Source organism: Rhodococcus sp. ACT016, from assembly GCF_050477185.1.
GTDB lineage: Bacteria > Actinomycetota > Actinomycetes > Mycobacteriales > Mycobacteriaceae > Prescottella.
In genome coordinates, this window is sequence record NZ_JBEAET010000001.1 from 5,602,090 (window position 1) to 5,614,507 (window position 12,418).

11 protein-coding genes are annotated in these 12,418 nt (G+C 67.0%); 4 read left to right on the plus strand and 7 right to left on the minus strand.

Annotated features, from left to right (window positions below):
• Positions 1-34 precede the first annotated feature (34 nt).
• Entirely contained in the window at positions 35-1,813 is a 1,779-nt protein-coding gene (locus tag ACQ5DX_RS25665) for an acyl-CoA dehydrogenase (RefSeq protein ID WP_430335280.1), read from the minus strand.
• A 192-nt stretch (positions 1,814-2,005) separates the two neighbouring features.
• Here ACQ5DX_RS25665 and ACQ5DX_RS25670 point away from each other — a divergent pair, with 192 nt between their 5' ends.
• Positions 2,006-2,467, plus strand: coding sequence for a PPOX class F420-dependent oxidoreductase (locus tag ACQ5DX_RS25670; protein WP_430335281.1), 462 nt, complete (start codon positions 2,006-2,008; stop codon positions 2,465-2,467).
• A gap of 41 nt (positions 2,468-2,508) precedes the next feature.
• Here ACQ5DX_RS25670 and ACQ5DX_RS25675 read toward each other — a convergent pair whose 3' ends face one another.
• On the minus strand, positions 2,509-3,687 hold the full coding sequence (locus ACQ5DX_RS25675; protein ID WP_430335282.1) for a hydroxylase: 1,179 nt from the start codon (positions 3,685-3,687) through the stop codon (positions 2,509-2,511).
• A gap of 392 nt (positions 3,688-4,079) precedes the next feature.
• Between ACQ5DX_RS25675 and ACQ5DX_RS25680 the strand changes: the two genes are divergently transcribed.
• Both ACQ5DX_RS25680 and tgt read left to right on the plus strand, forming a co-directional pair.
• Positions 4,080-4,919 (plus strand): class I SAM-dependent methyltransferase, encoded by an 840-nt coding sequence (locus tag ACQ5DX_RS25680; protein ID WP_430335283.1) that lies wholly within the window; start codon positions 4,080-4,082, stop codon positions 4,917-4,919.
• A gap of 23 nt (positions 4,920-4,942) precedes the next feature.
• Positions 4,943-6,208: a tRNA guanosine(34) transglycosylase Tgt gene (gene tgt / locus ACQ5DX_RS25685; protein ID WP_430335284.1), complete on the plus strand. Its 1,266-nt coding sequence runs from the start codon at positions 4,943-4,945 to the stop codon at positions 6,206-6,208.
• On the opposite strand, the gene ACQ5DX_RS25690 is transcribed toward tgt, so the two are convergent.
• From ACQ5DX_RS25690 to gluQRS, 3 genes are all read right to left on the minus strand, one after another.
• The gene (locus ACQ5DX_RS25690; RefSeq protein WP_430335285.1) at positions 6,175-6,927 is read right to left on the minus strand and encodes a queuosine precursor transporter; all 753 of its coding nucleotides are present in this window, start codon (positions 6,925-6,927) and stop codon (positions 6,175-6,177) included. The two genes, tgt and ACQ5DX_RS25690, sit on opposite strands and share 34 nt — an antisense overlap.
• Positions 6,928-7,060: 133 nt before the next feature.
• Positions 7,061-7,594, minus strand: a complete 534-nt coding sequence (locus tag ACQ5DX_RS25695; protein ID WP_430335286.1) for a hypothetical protein — start codon at positions 7,592-7,594, stop codon at positions 7,061-7,063.
• 517 nt (positions 7,595-8,111) lie between these two features.
• Positions 8,112-9,026, minus strand: a complete 915-nt coding sequence (gene gluQRS / locus ACQ5DX_RS25700) for a tRNA glutamyl-Q(34) synthetase GluQRS (RefSeq protein WP_430335287.1) — start codon at positions 9,024-9,026, stop codon at positions 8,112-8,114.
• A gap of 208 nt (positions 9,027-9,234) precedes the next feature.
• Between gluQRS and ctaD the strand changes: the two genes are divergently transcribed.
• The gene (ctaD, locus tag ACQ5DX_RS25705) at positions 9,235-11,028 is read left to right on the plus strand and encodes an aa3-type cytochrome oxidase subunit I (RefSeq protein ID WP_430335288.1); all 1,794 of its coding nucleotides are present in this window, start codon (positions 9,235-9,237) and stop codon (positions 11,026-11,028) included.
• Positions 11,029-11,051: 23 nt separating this feature from the next.
• Here the strand turns inward: ctaD and ACQ5DX_RS25710 are convergent, their stop codons facing one another.
• Positions 11,052-11,609, minus strand: coding sequence for a TIGR03086 family metal-binding protein (locus tag ACQ5DX_RS25710; RefSeq protein ID WP_430335289.1), 558 nt, complete (start codon positions 11,607-11,609; stop codon positions 11,052-11,054).
• Positions 11,606-12,415: a helix-turn-helix domain-containing protein gene (locus tag ACQ5DX_RS25715; protein WP_430335290.1), complete on the minus strand. Its 810-nt coding sequence runs from the start codon at positions 12,413-12,415 to the stop codon at positions 11,606-11,608. Before ACQ5DX_RS25715 ends, ACQ5DX_RS25710 begins: the two co-directional genes overlap by 4 nt.
• Positions 12,416-12,418: the final 3 nt, after the last annotated feature.

Below are 12,418 nucleotides of genomic sequence, written 5' to 3' on the forward strand. Positions count from 1 at the left end.
GTCGTGAATGGCTGTGGGGGAGTGGATCTTGCAATTAGAAGAGATCCGCGGACGTCTCCAGGAGGGTCGTGTCCAGTTTCTCCACGAGATCCAACATCGGATGCACTTTGGGTAGCTCGAAGGCGTAGAAGTACCGAGCGGCCGCGTGCTTGCCGAGATGGGTCTTGGAGTTGCCGGACGCCGCGAGCTGCTGTTCGAGCCATACCCATGCGAGTGCAACGTGCCCGAAGGCCTCCATGTAGGGGGTGGCGTTCGCCAGGACACGTGCCGGGTCCCCGGAGGACCACACTGAGGCAGTTACTTCCAGGACTCGCGGCCACGCCGTCGCGAGTGCTTCTCCGTGGTCTGCGACGTCGCCGGAGGACTGGCGCGCGGTCGAAATCGTCTTCTGTACACGCTCGTCGAGTAGCTGCAGGGACCGTCCGCCCTCGGCAATGACCTTCCGCCCCAACAGATCGAGGGCCTGGATGCCGTGGCTGCCCTCATGGATCGGATTGAGTCTGTTGTCGCGGTAGAGCTGCTCGACATCGTATTCGCGGGTGTATCCGTAGCCGCCGTGGACTTGGATGGCCAGATTGTTCGCCTCGAGGCACCATTGCGAGGGCCAACTCTTGGCGATCGGTGTCAGGAGATCGAGAAGCAACTCGAGATCGTGCGCCTCGCCTTCGTCTGCGGCGATGGTCTGCCTGTCGAGCAGGTGTGCGCAGTAGAGCAGAAGGCCGAGTGAGCCTTCCGCATAGGACTTCTGGGCGAGCAGCATTCGACGGACGTCGGGGTGCTCGATGATTGCGACGGGGCGCCCCGTCGGATCCGGATCGGTCAGCGATCTGCCCTGTGTCCGGACGCGCGCGTACTCGACCGATCGCTGGTATCCCGCATAGCCCAAGGCCGCGGCACCGAACCCGACGCCGAGCCGCGCTTCGTTCATCATGTGGAACATGTAGCGGAGTCCATGGAACTCCTGCCCCACGAGATAGCCGACAGCGCCGGGGGTGGCGTCCGGTGCGTAGGTGCCGTCACCGAAGTTCAGCAGCGTGTTGGTCGTTCCGCGATACCCCATCTTGTGATTGAGCCCGACGAGCGCGACGTCGTTGCGCTCGCCCGACTCGAGGAACTTGGGCACGATGAACAGCGAGATCCCCTTGACTCCCGCAGGCGCATCCGGTGTCCGCGCGAGGACGAGATGAACTATGTTCTCGGACAGTTCGTGGTCGCCCTCCGAAATCCACATCTTCGTGCCGGTGATCCGGTAGGAGCCATCCGCCGCGGCGACCGCGCGGGTTGTGATGTCGGCCAGCGACGACCCCGCCTGAGGTTCGGACAGGCACATGGTTCCGAAGTAGCGCCCCTCGAGCATCGGGCGGACCCAGGTGTCTATCTGCTCCCGAGTCCCGTGCGCTGCCAATAGATTTGCGTTTCCGATAGTGAGAAACGGGTAGGCGGAAAGTGCGATGTTTGCTGCTTGGAACCACATCATCGACGCGTAGGTGACGGTATGGGGAAGCTGCGCGCCGCCCAACTCCTCGCCGAATCGGGCACTCAACAGCCCCGATTTCAGGAACTCCTTCAGCGCGCCGGCGACCTCGGGAACGAGCTCGACCGTCCCTGCCTCGGTCCTACGGGGTTCGACCCGGTCGAGGAGCTTGTAGTGCGGCGCGAAGCAGCGCATCGCGATGTCCTGACTCAGCTGCAGAACTGCGTCGAAGGTCTCCCGGGAATGCTCCGAATACCGCGGATGCTCGGTGAGTTCCTCGACGTCGAGCCAGTCGTGGAGCACGAACGCGAGATCGTCTGGGTTGAGCGGCAACGTCATAGCTGGAGTCCTCGGTGTCGTCGGGGGTGTCGATGAGATCGGCTTCGGCCAGCAGGGAGCGCGACACGTAAACAATACCGTCAGTACCGGCGAAGTAGATCTGGTCCGAATATCGCCCGGGAGCGGTGTTTCGAGCATGTTCGCCGCCGTTAGGCTGAGATTGCACAGCCCGACCTACGAGGAGAGTGCGCCATGGCCGTCGCCACCGCCGAACACGTCACCCGCGAACAGTTGCTCGACTTCATCCGTCCCCGCCATCGAAGTGTGCTCATCACTCGTAAAAGTTCTGGCGGACTGCAGATTTCGCCGGTGACGTCGGGTCTCGACACGGAGGGGCGGATCGTCGTCTCCACGTATCCGGAGCGGGCCAAGGCCGTCAACCTGCGTCGGGATCCCCAGGTGAGCGTGTGCGTGCTGTCCGACGAGTTCAACGGCGCGTATGTGCAGGTCGACGGCACCGCCGAGGTCCTCGACATGCCCGACGCGCTCGAACCCCTCGTCGAGTACTTCCGGTGCATCTCGGGCGAGCACCCGGACTGGGACGAGTACCGCGAGGCGATGCGCACGCAGAACAAGAGTCTCGTCCGGATCACCATCGAGGACTGGGGCCCGATCGCGACCGGCGGCTTCCCGCCGAACCTCGCGCGCGACTGAACGACCGCCTGGCCCGCAGGCGCGGGCCAGGCGACACGTCGTCAGATCATGGCGCGGTGGATGCCCTGCGGCTCGCCGCCCAGTTCGGTCAGCGCGGACGCGTAGTAGATCGACCCGGGCACGTGGATGGCGTGCACCAGGCCGGCGTGGGCGTCGCGCCAGAACCGCTGCATCGACGTCTTCATCTGCAGCGCACCGCCGCCGGATCGGGCGAAGACCTCGTCCACGGCGCGCACGGCCCGCCATGCAGCCGCCGTCTGGGTGCGGCGGCCGACGGCCCGCTGCTCGAAGTCGACGGTCTCACCCCGCTCGGTCATGCCCCAGAACCGGTCCACGGTCGAGAGGACCGCGGCCCTGGATGCGGCGACCTCCGCGGCGGCCTCGCTGATCGCGAACAGCACGTGCGGATCCTCCTTGGTGGCGGTGCCCGCGACCGTGATCCGGGTCCGTTGCGCCGCCATGTGGCACGCCAGCGCGCCCTCGGCCATGCCGATCAGTGACGAGGTGATGCCGAGCGGGAAGATGCACGAGAACGGGAAGTTGTACAGCGTCTCGGTCCGGCCCGCCTCCTTCGGGGCGGTGCCGTCGAACACCTTCGACGCGTCCAGCGTGCGATGCGCCGGGATGAAGGCGTCCTTGACGATCAGGTCCTTGCTGCCGGTGCCGCGCAGGCCGACGACATCCCAGCTTTCGTGGTCGATCTCGTAGTCGCTGCGGGGCAGCAGCACGTGCAGGATCTGCGGTGGCATCAACCGGTTGCCGTCCTGATCGCCGACGGCCGCGCCGATCATGACCCACTGGCAGTGGTCGGTGCCCGACGAGAAGGACCACCGCCCGTTGAGGATGTATCCGCCGTCGGTCGGCACCGCGACGCCCATCGGCGCGTACGGCGACGCCATCCACGTGTCGGGGTCCTTGCCCCAGACCTCGTCCTGGGCCTTCGGGTCGAAGAATGCGAGCTCCCAGGAGTGGACGCCGACGATGCCGCCGACCCAGCCGGTGGCGCCGTCCATGGCACCGATCGCCATGGCGGTCTCCGCGAATTCGCGGGGGTGCACCTCGAAGCCGCCGTGACCCTTCGGCTGCAGCATGCGGACGACGCCGGCCTCCCTCAGCCGCTTGGCGTTGGCGTCGGTCAGGCGCATGAGCTTGTCGCCCTCGACGCCGTCGGCGCGGATCTCGTCCGCGTACTGCTCGATCCGATCCAGCACGTGTCCCATGATTTCTCCCGTTCCATCCGTGGTCCGATTCCCGCGACAACGAATCGATACTAGAACGTGTTCACTTCCGATGCGTAGGGGACTGGGTCATCGGGATCATTCGAGGGGCAATGTTGAGCCGAGGTGGCGATTCGGTCGCGATACCGCATCTAGCAGTATCGACAATGATCATTTCTGCCGTGTGGACGAGCGAACTGCGGGCATACGAGTCGCGACGAGAGCTTTGCCCCGCCGGGAATCGGACAAAAAACTGAAACAGGTTGCACTTCGGGTCTGCTCTGTGTGGAACGGGAGATCCCGGGTGCCGCGTGGGACCGATCGGACTCCAGGGTGGCCGTCGGCAACCCCTCGGGGGTCTTTCGCCGGGCCCCGTCGCGGCGCAGGCTCGGATCATGAGCGAATCACTTGTTGCGAAGGAAGCAGACCGCACGCTCAAGGCCAAACATCGGGCGGTGTGGGCCTCGGGTGACTACCCGGCCGTCGCCGCGGACGTCATCCCAGACCTCGGCGGGGTCCTGGTCCGGGCGTCGGGCGTGCACAGCGGACAACGGGTTCTGGACGTCGGCGCGGGAAGCGGCAACGCGGCGATCCCGGCGGCGTTGACCGGCGCCGACGTCGTCGCATCGGATCTCACGCCCGAACTGTTCGACGCCGGACGGCGGCTCGCCGCCAAGCGTGGCGCCGAACTCGATTGGCAGGCGGCGGACGCGGAGGCGCTGCCGTTCGGGGACACCGAGTTCGACGTCGTGATGTCGTGCGTGGGCGTGATGTTCGCGCCGCATCACCAGACCAGTGCCGACGAGATGATGCGGGTGTGCAAGCCGGGCGGCACCATCGGGTTGCTCAGCTGGACGCCGGCCGGGTTCATCGGCCGGATGTTCGGGGTCATGAAGCCGTATGCCCCGCCGCCTCCGCCCGGGGCGCAGCCGCCGCCGCTGTGGGGCGACGAAGCTCACGTCCGGGAACTGCTCGGGGATCGCGTCACCGACGTCGTCGCGCAGTGCGACACCGTCCGCGTCGACCACTTCGACAGTCCCCAGGGGTTCCGGGACTACTTCAAGGCCAACTACGGTCCGACGATCGCGGTGTACAAGGCGATATCCGCCGACCCGGACAAGGTCGCGGCCCTCGACGTGGAGCTTGCCGACCTGGCCCTACAGTTCGGCGTCGGCGAGGGTGCGTTCGCGATGGACTGGGAGTACCTGCTGCTCACCGCACACAAGGCGGCATAGCCGGCCTGTGACACTATGGCCACGTGAGTGATGTAGTGCCGACCCCGTCCGACCCGTTCTTCACGGTGGGCACCCGCCTGCCGGACCGGCTGGGCCGCACCGGCACCATCCACACCCCGCACGGCGACATCCAGACGCCCGCGTTCATCGCGGTCGGCACCAAGGCCACCGTCAAGGCGGTGCTGCCGGAGGCGATGAAGGACCTCGGCACGCAGGCCGTGCTCGCCAACGCGTACCACCTGTACCTGCAGCCGGGTCCGGACATTGTCGACGAGGCCGGCGGCCTGGGCAAGTTCATGAACTGGGACGGCCCCACCTTCACCGACAGCGGCGGCTTCCAGGTGATGTCGCTCGGTGTCGGGTTCAAGAAGGTCCTCGCCATGGAGGCCGTCGGCGTCCAGTCCGACGACGTCATCGCCGACGGCAAGCAGCGCCTGGCGCACGTCGACGACGACGGCGTCACGTTCAAGTCGCACCTCGACGGCTCGCCGCACCGGTTCACCCCCGAGGTGTCGATGCAGATCCAGCACCAGTTGGGCGCCGACATCATGTTCGCGTTCGACGAGCTGACCACGCTGCTCAACACCCGCGGCTACCAGGAGCAGTCCGTCGAGCGGACGCAGGCGTGGGCGGTGCGCTGCATCGCCGAGCACGAGAAGCTCACCGCCGAGCGCGCGCACCGGCCGTACCAGGCGTTGTTCGGTGTGGTGCAGGGCGCGCAGTACGAGGACCTGCGCCGGCAGGCGGCGTGTGGGCTCGAGTCCATCACTGGTGTGAGCGGCCGCGGCTTCGACGGCTACGGCATCGGCGGCGCGCTCGAGAAGCAGAACCTCGGCACCATCGTGCGCTGGGTCAACGAGGAGTTGCCCGAGCACAAGCCGCGGCACATGCTCGGCATCAGCGAGCCCGACGACATGTTCGTCGCGATCGAGAACGGCGCCGACACCTTCGACTGCGTCAACCCGTCGCGGGTGGCCCGTAATGCCGCGATCTATCACCCCGACGGCCGCTTCAACATCAACACCGCGCGGTTCCGTCGGGACTTCACCCCGATCGACGACGAGTGCGACTGCTACACGTGTGCCAACTACACGCGCGCCTACATCCACCACCTGTTCAAGGCGAAGGAGATGCTCGCCTCGACGCTCTGCACCATCCACAACGAGCGGTTCACCGTGCGTTTGGTGGACCGGATCCGGGAGAGCATCGAGGGCGGCTACTTCGACGAGTACAAGGCGGAGATGCTGGGCCGGTTCTACGGCAACAAGCCGTCCTCGACCGGCGCATAGGTCGGCTCGCGCTTCTTCACGTACGCGATCACCCGGTAGGTCACCGGCATCACCAGGATCTCGACGAGGGTCTTCCATACGAAGCCGACGATCACGTAGTTGACGAAGTCGTGCCACGTGGAGATGCCGATCGCGCCGGCGGCGATGGAGCAGAAGATCACGGTGTCGGCGAACTCGCCGACGACCGTCGAACCGATGAGCCGTGCCCACAGGTGCTTCTCGCGGGTGCGTTCCTTGATGAGCACCAGCACCGCGGAGTTGAGCAGCTGGCCGACGAGGTAGCCGGCGAGCCCGGCGATCAGCAGCCGGGGCACCACACCGACGACGGCGTCGAACGCGGCCTCGTTGTCGTAGAAGTCGGCCGACGGCAGCTGCTGGGTGATCCAGAAGCTCAGCGCCGCCAGCAGCAGCGAGCCGAAGCCGATGTAGATCGCGCGGCGGGTGGCCTTGAAGCCGTACACCTCGCTGAGGACGTCGCCGACGACGTAGGCGAGGGGGAAGAGGAAGAATCCGCCGTCGGTGATGATCGGCAGGACCTGGAACGGGCCGACCGAGACGTTCTGGTCGACGAAGAATGCCACCCCCTTGGTGGCGCAGATATTGGAGATCAGCAGTGTCGCCGTGAACAGCGCCACCATGGTGGCGTAGTAGCCGCGGTTGACGTGCGCAAAGGACGCCGGATCGGACGCGTGGGGCGGGGACTGTACTGACTCTGTCACCGCGCCATCCAAGCATTCGACCCAGTGTGACGCCGATCCGCACCCCGCCTGCGCCCGTTTTGCGCGCTTATCGCTGGTCCGGGGATCGTCCGGTCAGCGACAAGTGCGCAAAACGGGGCTCGGGGGGGCGCCGTCAGCGACTGACGGGACCGCCGACCGTGACCCGGTACGCGTAGGTAGACGCGATGATCGTCATCGGCACCGTGATGAAGAGGCCCAATCCGAGGGGGATCAGGCCCAGGATGTTCAGACCGATCAGGGCGAGCGCGAGCAACAGCAGGGTGCCCCAGTTCGAGGAAATCGCACCGAAGCTGGACTTGATCGCCGTGAGCGGGTCCTGGTTCTGGTCGATGACGAACTGCAGCGTCCACCAGCTCAGGAACACGAAGATCAGGCCCGGAATGATGAGCAGGATGAAACCGACCGTCGTGAGCACACCCACGAGGAAGCACGCGACGATGATCGCTCCGACGTTCCGGAGTTGGAAGAACGAGCCGATCGACGGTTTGGTGCCGTCCGTCTCCTGCAGCGCGCCCGTCACGAACGCGGCCTCGAGCAGATACCCGACGATCGTGATGACCAAGGTTCCGACGACGCTGGTGACGAACGTGTCCCGGTCGTTGAACGCCCAATTGAGCAGGCCCTGGATGATCCCTGCGATGAGCATGAGCACCACCCAGGAGAGGGCGTTGCCCGCGAATTTGTGCCAGGCGTACGAGATCGCGTCACCGACGCGAAGGGTGCCTCCGGGACCCGTCTGGCCGTAGCTGGCGTCGAATGCGGGTGGAGGCGGTGGATAGCTCCCCGGTGGGGGTGGATACCCGCCCTGGGGTGGCGGGAAGCCGCCGCCGGGTGGAGGCGGTGGGTAGCTCCCCGGAGGGGGCGGGTAGCCACCCGGTGGCGGGGGTGGGGGATAGCCGCCCTGCGGCGGTGGCGGCGGCGGAGGAGGCGGGTAGCCGCCCTGCGACGGAGGTGGCGGCGGCGGTGGGTAGTTCCCCGGCGGGGGCGGCGGGGTTCCCCCGGACTCCGGTCCGTTCTTGCCGCTCTCGGGGTTCTGATTCGGGTCTTGTCCACCAGTTGTCATGTATGCACCTGGGTCTCGTCGGGGTCTTCGGTGAAGTTCGCACTTCTGGTACGAGACCCTACGTGGCGAGTGGTCGGTTTGCGCGTCGTATACGGCCGCGTCAGCCCTGGAAGATCCACGGCTCCGCGGGAACACTCTCAGGATCCCACCGATCGAGAAGCTGAGTGAGAGTAACGATCTCGTTGTCGGCGGCCATTCCCAGCGACCGGGCGAGCAGCGCCAGGACGTCGGCGGGGGTGCGCCCCGACGCCGCCTGGTCCGCGAGGGTGACCGCGCCGTCGCGCTTGGCCAACCGCTTGCCCGCGGCGTTGAGCGCGAGTGGCACGTGCGCGTAGGTGGGGGCGGGCAGTCCCAGCAGCCCCGCGAGATAGGCCTGCCGCGGCGCCGACGACAGGAGGTCGTCGCCGCGGACCACCTGGTCCACGCCCTGCGCGGCGTCGTCGACCACCACCGCGAGGTTGTAGGCGGGGATCCCGTCGCCGCGCCGGAGCACCAGGTCGTCGACCATGCCGGTGTAGCGGCCGTGCAACTCGTCCTCGATCGTGAACTTGTCGGTGCCCGCCCGCAGCCGCAGCGCCGGTGGCCGGCCGCTCGCGCGGCGCTCGTCGCGCTCGGCGTCGCTCAGATCGCGGCAGGTGCCCGGGTAGGCGCCGGCGGGTGCGTGCGGGGCCGAAGCCGCCTGCAGGATTTCCTTTCGTGTGCAAAAGCATTCGTAAGTGAGTCCGGCGCGCTCCAGTCGCGCGATCGCGGCGTCGTACAGCGGCAGCCGCGACGACTGGTGGACCACCTCGTCGTCCCAGTCCAGGCCCAGCGCCGCGAGATCGGCTAGCTGTCGTTCCTCGGCGCCGGGGCGGACGCGGTCCAGATCCTCCACGCGGACAAGGAACCGGCGCCCGGTGGAGCGGGCGAACAGCCATGCCAGCACCGCCGTTCGCAGGTTGCCCAGATGCAGGTCGCCGGACGGGCTGGGGGCAAATCGTCCCGCATGTGCGGATCCGTCGACCAGTTTCGGCATTGGTGCAGCTTATCGAGGTGGCCGACGCTGTCCGGGACCCGGTCCGCTCGGCCCGATCCGTAGCCAAACGGCCCTCGGGAGGCGTAGCGTCCACAGTGCTGAGTCTGCGCCGGTCGCCAATCTGCCACTGGACGCTTCGGCAGACCGCGACCGGTGATGCCCTTGAAGGAGCGCGCCCGGCACCGGGACGTGCGGTCAGGAGGTCCCGGTGGCGACCGTAGCATCCAAACCTGTTGCCGTTCGGCCCTATCCGCCGCGTTGGGCCCGCAAGGGCGCGTTCCTCTACCGCGTGATCACGACGACCGATCCCAAGATGCTCGGGATCATGTACCTGATCACGTCGTTCGCATTCTTCATGTTCGGCGGTCTGCTGGCGCTGCTGATGCGCGCCGAACTCGCGGTCCCGGGGCTGCAGTTCCTGTCGAACGAGCAGTACAACCAGCTGTTCACGATGCACGGCACGATCATGCTGTTGCTGTACGCGACGCCGATCGTGTTCGGGTTCGCGAACTACATACTGCCGCTGCAGATCGGCGCGCCCGACGTGGCGTTCCCGCGACTCAACGCCTTCAGCTACTGGGCGTACCTGTTCGGTGGGATCATCGCGTCGGCCGGGTTCATCACCCCGGGCGGTGCCGCCGACTTCGGCTGGACGGCGTATTCGCCGCTGACCGACTCCCTTCACGCTCCCGGGATGGGCGCCAATCTGTGGATCATGGGGCTCGCGCTCAGCGGCCTCGGCACGATCCTGGGTGCGGTCAACATGATCACCACCGTGATCTGCCTGCGGGCGCCGGGCATGACGATGTTCCGGATGCCCATCTTCACGTGGAACATCTTCATCACCAGCATCCTGATCCTGGTGGCCTTCCCGATCCTCACGTCGGCGTTGATGGGGCTGTTCGCCGACCGGGTGGTCGGCGCAAACGTGTATGCACCCGCAAACGGTGGAGTCCTGTTGTGGCAGCACCTGTTCTGGTTCTTCGGTCACCCCGAGGTGTACATCGTCGCGCTGCCGTTCTTCGGCATCATCTCCGAGATCCTGCCCGTGTTCTCCCGCAAGCCGATCTTCGGTTACACGGGTCTGGTGTACGCGACGATCGCGATTTCCGCGCTGTCGGTGGCGGTGTGGGCGCACCACATGTACGCCACCGGTGCGGTGCTGCTGCCGTTCTTCTCGTTCATGACGTTCCTCATCGCGGTCCCGACCGGTGTGAAGTTCTTCAACTGGATCGGCACGATGTGGCGGGGGCAGCTCACGTTCGAGACCGCGATGCTGTTCGCGATCGGGTTCATCGTCACGTTCCTGTTCGGTGGTCTGTCCGGTGTGCTGCTGGCGAGCCCGCCGATCGACTTCCATGTCACCGACACGTATTTCGTGGTCGCGCACTTCCACTACGTGCTCTTCGGCACCATCGTGTTCGCCACCTACGGTGGCATCTACTTCTGGTTCCCGAAGATGACCGGCCGCCTGCTCGACGAGCGATTGGGCACGTGGCACTTCTGGATGACGTTCATCGGTTTCCACACCACCTTCCTCGTCCAACACTGGCTGGGCGCCGAGGGCATGCCGCGTCGCTACGCCGACTACCTGCCCACCGACGGGTTCACCACGTTGAACGAGGTGTCGACGATCGGGTCGTTCATCCTGGGCGCGTCGACCCTGCCGTTCCTGTGGAACGTCTTCAAGAGCTACCGCTTCGGGCAGGTCGTGACGGTCGACGACCCCTGGGGTTACGGCAATTCGCTCGAGTGGGCGACGACGTGCCCGCCGCCGCGGCACAACTTCACCGAACTACCCCGAATCCGTTCGGAGCGACCGGCATTCGAGCTGCACTACCCGCACATGGTCGAGCGGATACGGGCAGAGGCGCATGTCGGACCGGGCATGTCGAAACAACAGTTGACCGAGGTCATCGAGAGCAGCGATCGGGAGGCGGACAGCGATCGCACGCCACCGCCCGAGGAGGAGCGCCACGGCAGACCCAGCGGCGACACATGACGTCGCCGCCGGGTGCGGCTCGATCAGGCGAGGCGGCCGAGCGTCGCGAGGATCCGTGTCGGGCGGTCCGCGTCCGCGGCGACGTCGAGCGCCGGCCCGCACACGCCCTCCATTTGGAGCGAATCGCCGAGCTGTGCGATGACAGCGTCGAGCATGTCCAGGTCATGGTCCGGGATGTCCAGGTCCAGACCGGCGGCGCGGGCGATGTCCCAGCCGTGCACGATCAGGTCGAAGCAGTAGAAGGTACGCATCGTGGACGCCAGGTCGGTGCGCCCGAAGTGGCCGTCGTATTCGAGCCCGGCCTTCGCGGGGTCGTCGAGGATTGCCTGGACCGCGTCACGAGTGTGCCGCCATGCGCCGGCCGGATCGCTGGCCGTCGACGGGCCTTCCGGAATCGACAGACCGACGACACCCACCATCTGTGCCTGCGTGTCGACGATGTGCGCGACCACGTCGCGGGTGGTCCACCCCTCGCACGGGGAGGGGTTCTCCCAGCGATCGGCGGGGACGGCGTCGACGATCTCGGTGAGGGTCTCGGCCAGGCGGCGGTACAGGTCGGGGGTTGCTTCGATGGTCGTCATGCCGCCGATTCTCCGGCGGCGGGGAGGCTCGCGTCTTGCATCGATCGGACATCGAGGACCGACGCCCCGCCATGCCAGTCCGGTGCCTCCCCGGCCAGCAACTCGGTGGGGGTGACCGTCGCGATCCGCCGGCATTCCCGGGACAGGTGCGCCTGGTCGCTGTATCCGGCGTCGGCAGCGAGCGCGGCGAGCCCCCGATTCCGGTCCGCGCGCGCGAGGTACATGAACCGCTGCAGTCGCAGGATCGAGCGCAGCGTCGACGGCCCGTACCCGAACGCGTCGTTGCAGCGGCGCTGCAGTTGCCGTCCGGTCATCGACGACGCGTCGGCCAGCGCGGCGACGCTGCACGAGCGGCTGGACAGCGCCGACGTGAGCCACGCGGCGAGCAGATCGGTGCCGGGACGGTCGGCGAGCCAGCGGCGTCCCGCGGCCTGCAGCACCGACAGCCGGGCGGCAGTGCCGTCGGTGTGCTCGAGTCGGTCGACGAGCATGCGTTGGGCCGCCGATCCCAGGACGTCGGCGAGGTCGACGCGGGTGTTGCGGATCTGCGCCGCCGAGGTGCGCAGCGCGGGCGGCGCCGAGCCCGGGCGAAATCTGATGCCGAACGACTCGGTGCCCGGCGGCAGCGTGAACGACCAGGCGGCGGTCTCCGGTCCGCAGACCCGGATGCCCACACCGGGAATCCACAGCACGTCGATGCAGCCGTCCGGGACCAGCAGGTGCTGTCCCTCCGCGCACGCCGACCACGCACACACGAGCGATCCGGTCAGATCCGGCGTCACCGCCGTCGGCGTGTACCACCCCATGCG